Genomic DNA, 15,980 nt, shown 5'->3' on the forward strand with positions numbered 1-15,980 from the left:
ATAATGACGACGAATACTACCCAAAGTACATCAAAAACTAAGTTAAATACAATTGAAGACGCTATTCAAGATATTAAACAAGGTAAAGTTATTATTGTTGTCGACGATGAGAACAGAGAGAATGAAGGGGACTTTCTAGCTGCTTCTAGTAAAATCACACCAGAAACTATAAATTTTATGGCCACTCATGGTAGAGGTCTTATTTGTGCGCCTTTAACAGAAAGCAGATGTAAAGAATTAGATTTACATATGATGGTAACAAACAATACAGATCCTATGGAAACTGCTTTTACCGTTTCTGTTGATTTAAAAGGAAATGGAGTCACCACAGGGATCTCTGCTGCTGATAGATCAAGAACTGTTCAAGCACTTATAGACCCTAATATGAAACCATTTGAATTGGCAAGACCAGGACATATTTTCCCACTTGTTGCCAAAGATGGTGGTGTTTTAAGACGAACAGGTCATACAGAAGCTGCGATAGATTTTGCAAGACTTGCTGGCTTGGAACCTGCTGGAGTTATTGTGGAAATCATGAATGAAGATGGTACAATGGCTAGACTTCCTCAACTTATGAAGGTTGCGAAAAAGTTTGATTTAAAAATTGTTTCTATTGAAGATCTGGTTGCTTACCGCATGGAACATGATTCTCTAATTGTAAAGAAAGAAGATTTTGATATTGAAACACGCTTTGGGAAATTTAGATTGCGCGCATACCAACAAACAACTAATAATCAAATTCATATAGCACTAACAAAAGGCGTTTGGTCTAAAGACGAGCATGTATTAACTCGTATTAATGCAACCTTAGTGAATAATGATATTTTAGGCACACTTACTAATAATGTGGATGAAAAACTTGATGATATGTTTAAGGTTATCAATACCGCAGAAAAAGGTGCGATAGTGTTCATCAATCAGCAAGCACAATCTATGAATCTTCTAAAACGTTTAAACATCTTAAAAGAAACGCAAGTTGAAGACAAAATCGTGAAAGCTCCAAGTATTCGAATGGATTCTAAAGATTTTGGAATTGGCGCTCAAATTCTTCATGATTTAAACATCCATAAACTAAGACTTATCTCAAACACGCAACAAGCCAAACGTGTTGGAATGATTGGTTATGGATTAGAGATTGTGGACTATGTTAGCTACTAGTTAGTAATGATCCAACCTTTCAAGGTTTTTATTTTGGTTTTTCAATATGTTGTTCCTCTTCATTTTTTAGTTATTATAATTTATAAATAGTAAATTGAAACGTAGTAGGTGCTAAACTTCCAGAACTATTGAATATACGAACCTGTAAATCTCCTGCGCTAATAACAATACTAGATGTCCTAAAAGCAGTAGAATAAGGTGTTACTAGACACGATGCGTTATTTACGCTTAATGTTTCACTATTAACACTAATGCTAATAACATTAGCGGCAATACTTGCTGTAAAATTCCCTGTACCACTTAAAACGTTACCGTTAGATTCAACAGTTCCATAGGCTATAGGCACTATATTAGCGTTGCCTGTTGCTTCTCTATTTATTTCTTCAGTAACATCTAAAGTACCATTAACGCGTATGAAATCTGCATCAAATTCGCCATAAATAAGAGGATCAGCAGCATTTGAATTTTCTATGTATAACCTATTAGAAGCTGTTTCATTATATCCTGCTTGATAGCCGATTGCGATGCTATTTGATCCTGTTGAGTTAGTGAATAAAGATTGATACCCATAAGCTACATTATTATCACCTGTATCAGTTGAATTAAGAGACTGATATCCAATTCCTACATTTCGATTATCTGAACTATCGTCATTAATACCAGCTCCAATACCTAAAAAAATGGAGGAACCATTTCCTGAACCATCACTATCTGACTTTGCATCTATTAAATCATTTATTTCATTGGTGACTGAATTGGTCCAAGTAATATTCCCTGCTCCATCGGTTTGCATGATTTGGTTTATAGTGCCATCTATTGTTGGAAACTGATAAGCATTATTAATCTCTAAAGTACCATTTATTCTTAAAAGATCATTATCAAATTCACCATAAATAAGTGCATTATTTGCATCGGCATCAGAACTTTCTATGTATAACCTATTAGAGTTTGTTTCATTATAGCCGGAGTTAAAGCCTAAAAAGATATTATTCTCACCATTAATATTATCATGTCCAGAATAATCTCCAATGGCAACGTTCTGATTACCTGTAAGGCTTTCATACAATGCTAATGATCCAACTGCTACGTTTTGAAAACCATTTACCGAATGCAAGGCAAAACCTCCTATTGCTGTGTTTTGTAAACAATTAGCACCTTCAGATAAAGCACTATGAGCAATAGCAGTATTTAATGATCCGTTTAAACTGCTTAATAATGCATTACCACCAATTGCAACATTATTAACTCCGGTTTCATTATTCTGCAAAGCAATAGTCCCAATAGCTATATTATAACTACCTGTTTCATTACTATATAAAGATTGATAGCCACTAGCAATATTATAACTTCCTGTTGTATTAGAATTTAAAGCAGCAATTCCACTAGCAACATTATAATTACCTGTTTCATTGCTATATAAAGATAGATCTCCAAATGCAATATTATAACTACCTGTTTCATTACTATATAAAGATTGATAGCCACTAGCAATATTGTCAAATCCAGTTGTATTACTATATAATGATTGAAAACCAGTAGCAATATTATGATTTCCTGTACTGTTCAAATACATAGCTTCAGATCCAATTGCAATATTGTTGCTTCCTGAAGCGCTCCAATAAAGAGACTCGAATCCAATTCCAATATTATTATTTCCCGAACTATTTCCATATAATGTGCCACTCCCAACACCTACATTATTGTTACCAGTATTATTAAAAGTTAAAGAATTATATCCATTGGCTACATTATGATCACCTGTGTCATTAATAAAAAGCGACTGTGATCCAGTTGCTGTATTATATTCTCCTGAAGTATTTCTTAATAATGCTACATACCCATTTGCAACATTACCTCGTCCTGAAATATTCCTTGCTAATGCCATGTACCCATTTGCAACATTGCCATAACCTGTAGTATTTGCATTGAGAGATTGATAACCATTAGCTACATTATAATAACCAGTAATATTAGAATTAAGAGATTGAAAACCAATGCCCACACTTCTATTATCCGTACTATCATCATTGAATCCTGCATCAATTCCTAAAAAAACAGACGAACCATCGTCAGAACCATCATTATCACTTTTACCATCTATTAAATCGTTTATACGTTCTGCTCCTAGACCACTAAATGATATCCAATCAGTTGTGCTTTGGTTCCAATAATAAAAACCTGGTGCATTTGTACCATCCATAGTTGTTAAATATACCAACATAGCATCTTGATTTGCTGTTGGGATAGTTAACGGAAAGGCATCTACTTTTGGTATTAAAACACCATCTGTATTAGTCGGAGTTGCCTGGTTAGAAGATCGTATATCTAATTGTGCTTGAGGATCTGTTGTTCCAATACCTACTTGTGCGTAAGACATTAGTGTTAGTAAACAAAAACAGATGATAATTAATAGTTTTTTCATAATTGGTGATTTTATATAGTGTTCTATTCTTTGCTAAAATGTGTGCTTTTAATAATTCTGTTTTTATACACTATGTTTAAATTATACATCCCTTTTTCTAAATGATTAATATTTATGTATATTTTATTTGATGGCAACTTTTCAATGTCGCCTACAAGCTTTTCATTATTCATAGCGCTATTAATGAAGGGTTAAAATTTTAATGAGCAAAAAGAGGTTTTTAATACCAGTGTAAAACTAAGTGAGACTTAAGTTTTTAAGTATAAGACATGTAACAAATACTATGAGATATGTAACATCCCATGAAAAACAGATGTTATAAGCTACTTAAAAGAGGATAAATTTATTCGATTTGTTAAAGCTACAACTTAGAAATGAATTCTGTTGGAGAGCAACCATACATCTCCTTAAAACATTTAGTGAAGTAAGAATGGTCATTAAAGCCCACTGCATAACCAATCTCTGAAACATTAGCATCACTCTTTTTAAGTAAGTCGGCTGCTAATTTTAAACGCTGAGAACGCACAAACTCAGTGGCAGACAAACCTGTGAGTGCTTTTAATTTTCGGTGCAATTGCATACGACTCATACCTACTAATTTACTAAAGTCTTCAGCGCTGAAAGAGGATTCTGTAAGATTTTCGTCTATAACACTATTCACTTTTTCAAGAAATTGAGCATCAAAATTACTGATAGTAATACCTGTTGGTTTAAGTGCTAATTCTTGGCTATAACGTTCACGAAGTTTTAATCTAGAGTTAATGAGATTTTTTACTCTAGTCTCTAGTTCTTTAGTTTTAAAAGGCTTGGTTATATAATCATCTGCACCAGTTTCTAAGCCAATAAATCGATCTACATCTTCAGTATTTGCAGTTAATAAAATAATAGGAATATGACTGGTACGTTCATCTTGTTTTAGCGTTTCAGATAATTGAAATCCATTCAATTTTGGCATCATTACATCTGAAATAATAATATCTGGAACGAACTCAATCGCCTTTTTCACGCCTATTTCACCATCAATTGCTTCAATAACTTGATAGTTGTTTTTAAATGCCAATTTCATAAAGGTTCGTATATCTTCATGGTCATCCACAACTAATAGAATGGGTAGATCTTCGTCTATATGTTGCTCAATCTCGTTGTCTACTTTAACAGTAAATTCTTTTTGATTTATTAACGGAATACCTATTCTGTCATCAGATAATTCTTCAGGTTTAAATTGTGATTTATGAATTGGTAAGTGAACCTCAAAAACAATAGTATTATGAAACGTGTTTTCTACAGTAATTTTCCCATAAGATAAATTAACTAGCTCTTTTACTAAAGATAAACCGATACCAACACCTTCTATATTTTCATCTGCTTGATAAAAACGATTAAAGATATTATCAACCTGTTCTTTAGTCAATACGTTGCTCTCGTTTTCTATATATAACTGTAATTTATTATCTATTACTAGAGCACTGAAATTAATATTACCATTCTCAGGAGTATATTTAAAGGCATTAGACAACAAATTTATAACAGTTTTCTCAATAACATCTTTATCAAACCAAACGTTATCTATGTTTTCAATATTAACAGTATAATCTAAATTTTTCTGAATTGCTTTATACTGAAAAGAAGACGCCATAGATTTTAATAAAACCGATAAATGACCTTCAGTCACTTTAAGTTTTAAATGACCAGATTCTAACTTTGAAAGATCTAATAGTTGATTGACTAAATTGAGTAATCTATTTGAATTACGCTGTATCATTTCAAACTCATTTCTATCGTCTTCTTTCAGGTCAACACTATTTAAGCGTCTGTCAATTGGACCCGAAATTAACGTTAAAGGTGTACGAAACTCGTGAGATATATTGGCGAATAATTTTGATTTAAAATCATCAAGTTGTTTTAATTTTTTTGTGGTTTTTAGTTTATTTTTAAATAAGAAAAAAAAGAATAGACCTGCAATTGAGGTTAATCCCAAACCACCTAAAAATAAATTACGCTGATTTGTTTTTTGTCTTTCTGCTAATATTCTTTGCGTTGTGAGCAATTCAATCTCTCGTTTATTCTTTTCGGTTTCATATTGGGTTTCTAAATTTCTGGAAAAAGTTCGATTAGCTTTTTTATTGAGCTCTATTTTTAACAAATAAGCATCCTTATAATTTGTACTAGAATTAGTATAATTCCCTATTGAATCATAGCATATCGCCAAATCTCGTAAACATCGATGATACATTTCACCTTCAGTATTACCAGTAGCTTGAAATAAGGTTTTTGATTCTTCAAGAAGAACTAGTGCTTTTTTATATTCTTTTTTGTCATACCTTAAATAATGCGCATAATAATACTTTGCTTTTGCCATTTCAAAATCATTGCCCTTACCTTCCAAATATAAAACAGCCTTATAGCGAGATTCCTCACCTTTTATAGGGTTGTCTTGTTCTAGGTAATACACAGATTCTATTAAATAAAGTCGTGAAATTTTGTCTTCATCTCCATGATTTTTATTTAGATAATATTGGAGTCCGTTATCTACATATAATTTGGCTTCATCATAGCGTTTTGTAAGCTGACAATAATCAGCCAATTTAACATAAACAATATGAATACTTTCTTGCGAATTTATTTCCTCAGCCATTTTTAAAGCTTCTTTACCAAGCGCATATGCTACTTGTGAGCTTTCTTTTGTGAATGTTAGTTTAGAGATTTCTGCACGTCGTAGAATTGCTAATACAGATGTTGAATTTTTAATACTATGCGTTTGTGACAGTGAATCAATTTTCAGCAATAATGGCAAGGCTAAGCCATAATCTTCACTTTTATAAAAGTAATTTGCTTGTGCAAAATAAATTTCTGAAAGAGTGTCCCAATTTTTTTTTGCTTTTGCCTGCTTAACCAAATGGTTCAATGAATCAATCTTCTTTTGATTTTGTCCATAAAAAACAAGTGATACAAATAAAAAAAAAGCAAGAAACCTAAATTTCATGGCGTACGTATTTTGTCTCTTAAAGATACGCAATAATATAAAATGAATAATTTAAAATTATAACACTTAAAGTTATATAATTTACAATAAGGCAGAATTAATGATGTTAACCATGTTCTCTGCACGCTGTTTTACCTCGACTTCAGTCCATGATAGCTTAATCAAACACGATATATTTCGACCTATAAAATGATCAGACTGTTCAAATTTTGTAGTCTTAATATTTTCAAGACCTTGCCTTACTTCCGAAGATAATGGAAACAATGATTTTGCATCTTTAAGATGATGCCACTCTCTAATATAGTGCCAATTATTATCAAAATAATTCCAACAGACATCAATACCGCTCTCCTTAAAACCGGTCGACACTTTTCTAGATGTTTCTAAATCTGGCAGAAAGAAATTTAAAAACGCATAGCTTTCCTCTCCACCTTCAGGAACCCGTCTAAACGTGACTTCTGGTAGCACAGAAATAGCATCACGAAGTATCGTATAATTCTTTTTTTGAAGCGCAATAAACTCTGGCAAACGTTTCACCTGAGCCAATCCAACAGCAGCGTTTAATTCTGAAATTCTAAAATTATAGCCTAAAAACGGATGCGTTTCTGCTCCTCTATCGTTTCCTTCGTGGTCATGACCATGATCACTATAATGATCTGCATGAAGATAATAGTCTTTATTGTTAGTTATAACTGCACCTCCTTCACCACAGGTAATGGTTTTTACAAAATCGAATGAAAAACAACCTAAATCACCAATACTGCCCAACGGCTTACCCTTATAAGTGCCACCAATTGCCTGACACGCGTCTTCAACAAATAAAAGGTTGTGTTTAGTACATATACTTTGGAGTGCATCTAAATCACCCATACTACCACACATTTGAACAACCATAACTGCTTTGGTCTTTGGAGTTATAGCTGCTTCTACGGCCTTGGGATCTAAGGTTAAAGTGTCATCTATGTCGACTAAAACGGGAATAGCGCCTAACATCATGATAGCCTCAAAACTAGCTACAAAGGTAAATGTTGGCATAATAACTTCGTCTCCTGCTCCAACACCAGCAGATGCCAATGCTACAGATACTGCGGCAGTACCACTAGAAACGAGCTGCACGTGATTTGTTTTAAAAGTATTTACAAGTTCTGCTTCTAATTCTTTTGCTTTCCAATGGCCATTTCGCATGCCATCAAAACCGTAGCGCATTAACACACCATTATCTAGAACGTCATTAACTTCTTTACGTTCTAGGTCACCAAATAATTCAAATCCAGGCATGCGTAATTTAGAGTTTTGAGTTTATAAAAAATAAAAAAGATTTAATGTTTTCAGCACTAAAATCGGTTAAAGGTGCTCCAATCTTATCATTATATTGATTTACTAAAGCTAAACCTTGAGTAGAACGTTTATTAAGATAATGAATTCCCAAACGTGTATTATAGGATTGACTATCAGAAATATCAACTTTTAAAAGTATCACTTGAGAAGCTATGTTTTTGTAAGCTTCCGAAGAAAAAAACACTTGGTTTAAAATTTCAGAAGCTTCCGTTTTTTGATTGTCCGTAACAAAAGCTAAGATAGGCATCTCTTGAGTTTTCGATAGCTCCAAAGCCACTTTATAATCTGTTATCCAATTATTTTTATCTTGAGCCGACAATTGCATTGAAAAGGCTAATGCTAATATAAAGAGTGCTTTTTTCATTATGAAATTTATGTGTGTGCGAAATACTTCGCCATTATGGTTTAAACAAATATAATTAAATCAAAAGCACATTAAAAGGTTTTACCTACATTTCTATAACAGCGTCGTTAAGTTGTTTCCTTACCTTTTTAAAACTAGAAAACTTATCATCTTCAGCTCTAAATCCAACTGGCAATAGTAATACAGATTTAAGGTTTTTATCTTGAAGCTTTAAGACATCATCAAATGCTTGAGGATTAAATCCTTCCATAGGACAAGAGTCTATTTGTTCTATAGCACAAACAGTCATCAAATTACCCAAAGCGATATAAGCTTGTTTTATTGACCATTCTTGACGTTCTTTTATGGTTTTACCTTCCATTGTTAACTTAAGATTCTTTTTAAAAGGCTCTAAAATTGTTTCTGGTGTTTCCCTAATATCCTTAACATTACCAAAATGTATATCAATATCAGTATCCGTAATATTATCCTGGACACAGATAACTAATAAGTGCGACGCGTCAACTACTTGCTTCTGGTTGTAAGCATGTGGAACTAATGCTTCTCTAGTTTCTTTACTTTTTATAACTAAGAGACTCATCGTCTGTAATCCAAAAGAAGTTGCTGTAAGATTAAACGCTTGTTTTATAATATTTATTTTTTCTTCGGAAAGTACTTTTGAGGCATCAAACTTTTTGGTAGCATACCTCCATTTCAATTGATCTATAGTATTCATGTCTGTTTTTAATATTTCTGCAAAAATAAGCTTTGATCTTTCAAAAGCTCATTATGTCCTATAAAAAAAATCTATCGTTCTATTAAATACTTCAAAAAAAGCTACCTTTTATTTGAAAGAATTAAAAAAGGGTTCTATATTTGCACTCGCATTTGAGGGTACCTCAATGACACACTTTGGAGAGTTGGCAGAGTGGTCGAATGCGGCAGTCTTGAAAACTGTTGAGGGTCACACCTCCAGGGGTTCGAATCCCTTACTCTCCGCTTACTGAATCCGTAGAAAGCTAAAAAATAGCATTTTACGGATTTTTTGTTTCTAAAACTGAGCGCTTCTTGTATTGTAGATTTATTACTTCGTATAATTATGGCTATTGAAAACACATATCCATACTCAATACGGTTTCTCCAAAATCATAGGGGATCCTAATAAAAGATACCATTTCATATGACGTTATAGAGGAACAACTATTACATTCTTTTGGCCATTTGGGTCAATATGATGGTGTTTTCTAATCCAGTCATTAATATTTGTAAAACCTATACTGTAAAATTTTCTTAATTGACATTCTATTTGCTTACTTGTAATTAGTTCTTCTAAATTTTCAATTTGAGAGATTTATTGTAACACCAGGTTACTTTATCATTTTTATACATAATATTTAGAATTAGGTAGCCCTATTTTGGGACAAGGCCACATTGTTGCCATGACTACTTATAAGAAGACAAAACATCCTCTAGATGCTTAAGAATATAATTGAGATATATACAACATATGTTATATATATCCTATATTTGGGTGTATATATAACATATGTTGTATATACTATTGTTGTGCATAATATGAGAAAAACGATAATATTGATATTTGGAGTTATAATTTTACAATTGAATTTCTCTTGTAAATCTCAATATTCTGCGACTGAACTTAACAAAAATTTTACGGCAGAACAAATAGCTGATTTAAATAAAATAACGGAATTCTTCAAGTCAGAAATGTGTTTAAAAATGGATTCCGACTTTAAAACTTGTTACGAACGAACACCACACGAATATCTGCAAGCTACTGGAAAGGGATTTTGGACTAACATAGATTTTGAAGAGCAAAAAAAACTTTACGACCAAATTTCAAAATCGACTTTCGACGAAATTTGGATGTTCTGCAAGTCTATCGAATATGAAACCAAAAAAGAAACAAAAAGTATATGTGCCAATGCATTCGGTAAATATTATAATTATCTTACTGACGTAGGAAAGGACAATCCATATATTGCCAAGTATGCGGAAAAAATTAATTCTTCTGGAGATTTTTATGGAATTGATATTGAGTATTGGAATGTTTTGAATGACAAAAAAAAGTTCGATTTAAATGACCCAAATATTCAGTTGATTTTAGCTATCCAATATTTGTCACTTAACGACCAAGAAAAAAGAAAAGAAAAATGGACAGAGAAATAAAAAATACTATGCACAACACCGTGTATAATTAATTGCTTTGGCAAGTTCTTATTTGGAAAATTCCTTCGGTATTTTCTTTCGTTCGTTTTTGTTTACTAATTTAGTTGCTTAACCACGCAACTAACCATACACAATTCCGTTACCACACATATGAAAAAAACGCTTACGACATTAATTTTGACTTTAGTTTTAACATCAATTTTATTGAATTGTAAGGAAGAAAAAGTCATTTCAGAAACTGAATTTGAACAAGCGGTTTTCTATGAAATATTTCCATCTGTTTTAGACTCTATTTATTACGACAAACGAATGACTCCACCTCCACCACCTCCACCTGATTTTTTCGATAAAAATGAATATGATAATAGTAATTTAGACAAGGCAATGTCTGATTACAAAAAGAGTGATAAGTTTAAAAAAGACAAACTCAATTGGGAAAGGAAAAAAGATTCCCTAAACCGAGACACAACAACTATATATTTGGCAATTTCTGATTCAGTAACAAGCTTCCAAAGAGAAGATATGTATGAACTAGTTAAACGTTTTAAAAACCAAAACATAGTTTTAGATTCAAAAAATATTGAACTATTAAATGGTTACAAAATAGATTTAAACAAATTAGAATCTAACAACAAAAAAATCAAAATCAAATATCAATCGGAATTCCCTAAAGGACGTGAATTTTGGAGAACTGAATATGACTTTTACGTTGGTGCGAAAATTGGGTTTAGTAGAATCTTATTTGACAAAAGCAAGTCTTACGGAGTTCTAAATGGAGGATTTGGAATGGGAATTCTAAACGGAAGTGGCTTTCGGATTTTTATTAGAAAAAATGACAAAGGAAATTGGATTATTGATAAAATTATTGATACTTGGATTTCATAAAAAATACGTGTGGTAACACCGTATATAATTTAGTGCTAGTTCGAGCTTGCTTACGAAAATCCTCGCGGATTTTCTATTCGGTTTGTATTTGCTAAATTCATTGCTTTACCACGCACCAAACCATATACATAAACGTTGCCCATAATTGATAACAACCATTATGAATAAAAATAAACGAATGAAAAAAACTATATTTTTAAGTGCTTTAGTAGCAATCGGAATGACATTTACAAATTGTTCAAGCGATGACGACGGTAACGCAGATACAATTGCGCCGACAATTTCAATACAAAGTCCAGATTTAAATCAAACATACTCAACCGACCAAGGAAATTTTTTAGGTCCTGAAATAGCAATTTTAACAGCGCAAGGTGTCGATAATGTAAAAATGGAAACTATGACATTGACAGTTTTAAATAGCGATGGAACTGTGGTTTTCGAAGAAACAAGAAGTAACAATGACCCAGATAATGAAACTATCCTAACAATATCGGATGGTTTTGAAACAACAAATGCAGGAACTTATAATGTAATATTTACTGCAACAGATGGAAGTGGAAATACTGAAACATCAAATCCAAGAACTTTCACATACGAAGATTAATAAAATGATTGTGGGCAATTATTATATTAACCTTTACGTAAAAGCAGAACGCATTTCAACTATGGGCAACAACGTATAAAAATAATAGGGCAATAAGTGCTTAACCCAATGGTAAATGCACTTTTTCGAAGTCGCCAAATTTTTAAATTTGGCTTATTGAGAAAAAAGATAATAAGAAAAATTTAAAAATTCGGCTTGTGTTTAACCGAATGGTAGTCGTTTTTTTTCCGCCCTACTATTCTTATACAAAACCGTTAGCAGTCATTGCTCACTCAGCTCCAAAAAAATAATTAAATCACTCTAAAGTGGTTTAAAATAAGATGTAAAAACGTACTCGGTTTTTTTGTGGATGACAGGATTCTAATATGAATATTGGAATCAATCAAAACGCTACTGTTGCGTATCTCAAATCTCACTCTCATATAATAGTACTCAACGGATTTACGAATCATTGCGACACTCTTGCGACGGACTGATCTTCTGCACGGATCATTAGTTATGTGTTCAAATATTGAAACAAAATAACGACCGCTAACAATATGTATAAAAAATGCTTATTTTGGTGCTTAACTAAATGATTGTGCCCTGTTTGCTAACTTCTGATTTTCCTTCGGAAAATCCTCATTCTCAAACACGCACATTCCATACACGTAACGTTAGCAACCATGCAATACGCACGGCAATCTCAACGCTATCATATTTAATTTTACCGATTTTTTAAAACCAAAGTTTGCTAAGTTGGAACTCAAAACATTTCGCAACGCTGGACTTCTCTCTTATCAGCCAAATTAGAGCCTTAGAGATATTCGTTTCTAGTTTTCTATACAACGTCGGACTTATTCTTTGAGCGTGCAAAGCACAACCTTAAACCAATGCTAATGTAATGCAGTCCGTGAATTTTTGCTTAGTTTATTTTTTTCGATTTTTTTTTTGACTTTTAAGTCAGATAAATTAGAAAAACTGGACTCGCAAAAAAACCAAAATTGACTTCGGACTTTTTGCTTATCCCCCAAATTCCTGCCTGAGAGATCTGCGTCGCTATCTGGCTAAATTACATCGGGCTTATTCTCTGTGCGTTCAATTTAGAACCTTAAATTAAAAAAACGGTTGCTAACATTGGCTATAATTCATTGCGCTGGAATTTTCCGCTGGAAAATTCCTTCACTTTTGCTATCTTAGTACCTTAACTATAAGTCGGTCAATGTTTTCGCAACGAAACCATAGCCGATTCGTTACCAAACATATGAAAAAAATTACGCTAACATTATTATTTCTAATTTCAATCAATATTTACTCTCAAGAACAACAGAAAATATTTAAACCTGAATTTGAGAAATTTGTAATTCAGTGTGAAACTATTGGTAGAACAATAATTAACAAAAATGTAGCAACAGAATTAAGTAGTTGGTATGAAGGGTCTGATATAGAAAAAGTAAATTCAAATATTAACCAACTGGAATCCGATATTGATAATTCCGTATTGGACGCAACATACTATTTGGTGATGATGAATGAAAACCCTCTGATTTATAGCTTTCACTTCTATAATGAAGAAACAAAAACTGAATTTGGACAATTATTCATTCAGTTTATGGACAGGGAAAACAATTTGGTTGATAATATCAGATTTGCAAGTAAAACGGAAATGAAGAAGGTCAGCGAAGAATCTAAAATATACCCTGGAAATATGAAGATTCCACCGCCATCGCCACCACAAACGAAAAAAAAGAAAAACAGAAATTAAAATACGTTTGGTAACACGGTGTATAATTAATTGCTTGGGTAAGTGATTATCTGGAAAATTCCTTCGGAATTTTCTCTAGTCCGTATTTGTTTACTAATTTAGTTGCTTAATCACGCAACAAACCATACACATCACGTTGGCAATAATTAAAACAAACTAAATATGAATGAATTAAAAATTAAATTTAAAAAAGTTGTTGGATTATCTGATTATCAACTATCAGATAGTGAATTTTCAAAAATTGGAAGATTAATTGAGTCTTTACCAAAAAGTGGAAGAACAATTGCCTCTCTTCAAAAAATTGTAACAATTGTTACTGGAGAAGAGTTATTCATAATTAAAGAATCTTATGACAATAGTGATATAAACAATTTAATTGACCAAATAATAGACACTCTTAAAAATCCAAGTTAATTGGCAAAAAAAGAAAACATTACTGATTTCGAAGATGAAATTTCTGTTGCTAGAAATGAATTTCGTCTTCAAACAAAAAATATATTAAGCTATCTCAAAAGCGACGATATAATTAAGAGCGAAGTTCAAGAAAGGTTAAATGACTTGCACACATCCGCTGTGGATTATTTTGGAATGTTTTCAAGGTCTATTAATGAATATAGTACTACATCTTTCGACTCAAACAGTAATATAATTAAGAGTAAAGTAGACGATGCTATATCTATTTCTACGACAATAAACAAACATTGGCAATCTCTAGAACTTTATAAACTAAAATATGATGTAATAATTCCTAAACCATCAAAAAAAGCATACTCATCTATACAAGCATTCATAAGTAAATATGACAAAGATGAAGCGAAAAGTTCAAAGGAAGAATTCAAAAAAAACGGACTACCAACAGATGGATTTAATAAAAAAAGACGGTATGTTACGATAACTGATAACACTGTTCTATTTGGTCACGAAATACCTTGGGAAGGAATTGCAGTTCTATCTGGTTTAATTTCAGTTATAGTTTATAAAATCATTCAATCAAACCCAGAATATATTGATGAAGTTATTATTGGATTTGGAGTTACTATTTTCGTTTTAATACTAAACCCAAAACGTAGATTTTATAGAGGTTTTTGGTCAACAATGTCATTACTATCAACGTTAATCATCTTACCAGCTTTTGATTTTACAGCACAAATAGAATTGAACGAACTTGGTTCTTTTGAACAACATTTGTATCGTATTGTAGTGGAAGAACCACATTGGATTATATATTTAGTATTGGGAGCTATTGCTATAACTTGTTTAATTTTAGATGCACGAGAACAGAGAATAAGAAAATAACTATTGCCAACAATGTATATAAAACATAGCTATTATAGGCTTTCCGAGAGGTTTGTTTGTATTTGCGAAGACCGCCAAATTTTTAAATTTGGCTTTTAGTAAAATAAAGATAAAAAGAAAAATTTAAAAATTCGGCTCGTGTATAATTGGAAACTATAGCGTCTTTTAACACGCTACGTTTCATATACGAGACGTTGTGCACTATTAAAAAAACGAAATAAATGGACAATATTTACCACATAGACGATGAAGATTTTGGAGATTTAATTTTGCAAATTGAAAACTCTTTTGGAATTGAATTTGATTATGAAGAAATTACAAATAATATGACAATTGAAAAATTTTCAGAATTAGTAATTTCAAAAATGAGTATGGAGAACGGACAGGAATGTTCAACCCAAATTGTATTTTATAGAATAAGAAAAGCACTAACCGAAAAATTAGGTGTTGAGAAAAGTATAATTAATACCAAAACGGAATTAAATAGTGTGTTCGCTAAAAAGAATAGAATAAATAATTGGAAAAACACATTTGGAAAATTTAATTATAATGGGATAAAATTACAACCATCATCAATCCCATATGGAATTTCAATTTTAACAACGAAAGTTTCATTTTTCTTCTTTTTTGGGTCTTATAGAATTTATGCTATTCCAATTTTTATACTTTCAATAATCACAGCTAAAATATTAGTCAAATATGGAAAAAAAATCCCTGCCAAAAACATTGGAGATTTAGCGAAAGTAATTGTGAAAAGCAATTATAAAAGTGTCAGAACAGAAAAAGGAACAATAAATATATCAGAAATAAAGAAACTTATTTTCATTCAATTAACAGATTGGTTAGAACCAAAAGAAGTAAAGAATATGAATATGAATATGCAAACGAAAATCAACTATATAGATTAAAAATAACAGTGCACAACACCGTGTATAATTAATTGCTTGGTCACTGCCGACTTACGAACATTCCTGCGGAATATTCTATCTGTGATTTATTTGCTAAATTAGTTGCTTA

13 protein-coding genes and 1 tRNA gene are annotated in these 15,980 nt (G+C 31.8%); 9 read left to right on the plus strand and 5 right to left on the minus strand.

What is annotated here, in order from left to right:
• The first annotated feature begins 3 nt into the window (after nucleotides 1-3).
• Complete coding sequence (gene ribB, locus H593_RS0117570) at nucleotides 4-1,158, plus strand: 3,4-dihydroxy-2-butanone-4-phosphate synthase (protein ID WP_028873623.1); 1,155 nt, start codon at nucleotides 4-6, stop codon at nucleotides 1,156-1,158.
• Between the two features lie 73 nt (nucleotides 1,159-1,231).
• Here the strand turns inward: ribB and H593_RS0117575 are convergent, their stop codons facing one another.
• The 5 genes from H593_RS0117575 to H593_RS0117600 form a co-directional block, all read right to left on the minus strand.
• A complete protein-coding gene (locus tag H593_RS0117575; protein ID WP_157588935.1) occupies nucleotides 1,232-3,580 on the minus strand; it encodes a beta strand repeat-containing protein in 2,349 nt (782 codons plus the stop codon).
• Between the two features lie 361 nt (nucleotides 3,581-3,941).
• Nucleotides 3,942-6,563, minus strand: coding sequence for a response regulator (locus tag H593_RS20300; protein ID WP_051229813.1), 2,622 nt, complete (start codon nucleotides 6,561-6,563; stop codon nucleotides 3,942-3,944).
• 81 nt (nucleotides 6,564-6,644) lie between these two features.
• On the minus strand, nucleotides 6,645-7,841 hold the full coding sequence (locus tag H593_RS0117590; protein WP_028873625.1) for a DegT/DnrJ/EryC1/StrS family aminotransferase: 1,197 nt from the start codon (nucleotides 7,839-7,841) through the stop codon (nucleotides 6,645-6,647).
• 7 nt (nucleotides 7,842-7,848) lie between these two features.
• Nucleotides 7,849-8,265, minus strand: coding sequence for a hypothetical protein (locus H593_RS0117595; protein ID WP_028873626.1), 417 nt, complete (start codon nucleotides 8,263-8,265; stop codon nucleotides 7,849-7,851).
• A gap of 85 nt (nucleotides 8,266-8,350) precedes the next feature.
• Nucleotides 8,351-8,980, minus strand: a complete 630-nt coding sequence (locus H593_RS0117600; RefSeq protein WP_028873627.1) for an NAD(P)H-dependent oxidoreductase — start codon at nucleotides 8,978-8,980, stop codon at nucleotides 8,351-8,353.
• Between the two features lie 178 nt (nucleotides 8,981-9,158).
• On the opposite strand from H593_RS0117600, the gene H593_RS0117605 reads away from it, so the two are divergent.
• From H593_RS0117605 to H593_RS0117640, 8 genes are all read left to right on the plus strand, one after another.
• Nucleotides 9,159-9,243: transfer RNA gene (locus tag H593_RS0117605), tRNA-Ser, on the plus strand.
• A gap of 594 nt (nucleotides 9,244-9,837) precedes the next feature.
• The gene (locus H593_RS0117610; protein ID WP_157588937.1) at nucleotides 9,838-10,434 is read left to right on the plus strand and encodes a hypothetical protein; all 597 of its coding nucleotides are present in this window, start codon (nucleotides 9,838-9,840) and stop codon (nucleotides 10,432-10,434) included.
• A 150-nt stretch (nucleotides 10,435-10,584) separates the two neighbouring features.
• The gene (locus tag H593_RS0117615) at nucleotides 10,585-11,319 is read left to right on the plus strand and encodes a hypothetical protein (protein WP_028873629.1); all 735 of its coding nucleotides are present in this window, start codon (nucleotides 10,585-10,587) and stop codon (nucleotides 11,317-11,319) included.
• Nucleotides 11,320-11,497: 178 nt separating this feature from the next.
• A complete protein-coding gene (locus tag H593_RS0117620; protein ID WP_157588939.1) occupies nucleotides 11,498-11,923 on the plus strand; it encodes a hypothetical protein in 426 nt (141 codons plus the stop codon).
• 1,243 nt (nucleotides 11,924-13,166) lie between these two features.
• Nucleotides 13,167-13,667 carry a hypothetical protein gene (locus H593_RS0117625; RefSeq protein WP_028873631.1) on the plus strand — a complete coding sequence of 167 codons (501 nt, stop codon included), beginning with the start codon at nucleotides 13,167-13,169 and terminating at the stop codon, nucleotides 13,665-13,667.
• A gap of 162 nt (nucleotides 13,668-13,829) precedes the next feature.
• Nucleotides 13,830-14,081 (plus strand): hypothetical protein, encoded by a 252-nt coding sequence (locus tag H593_RS0117630; RefSeq protein ID WP_028873632.1) that lies wholly within the window; start codon nucleotides 13,830-13,832, stop codon nucleotides 14,079-14,081.
• Nucleotides 14,082-14,963 carry a hypothetical protein gene (locus tag H593_RS0117635; RefSeq protein ID WP_028873633.1) on the plus strand — a complete coding sequence of 294 codons (882 nt, stop codon included), beginning with the start codon at nucleotides 14,082-14,084 and terminating at the stop codon, nucleotides 14,961-14,963.
• A 221-nt stretch (nucleotides 14,964-15,184) separates the two neighbouring features.
• On the plus strand, nucleotides 15,185-15,871 hold the full coding sequence (locus tag H593_RS0117640; protein ID WP_028873634.1) for a hypothetical protein: 687 nt from the start codon (nucleotides 15,185-15,187) through the stop codon (nucleotides 15,869-15,871).
• Nucleotides 15,872-15,980 lie beyond the last annotated feature (109 nt).

It is taken from the genome of Psychroserpens burtonensis DSM 12212 (assembly GCF_000425305.1).
GTDB classification, from domain to species: Bacteria; Bacteroidota; Bacteroidia; order Flavobacteriales; family Flavobacteriaceae; genus Psychroserpens; species Psychroserpens burtonensis.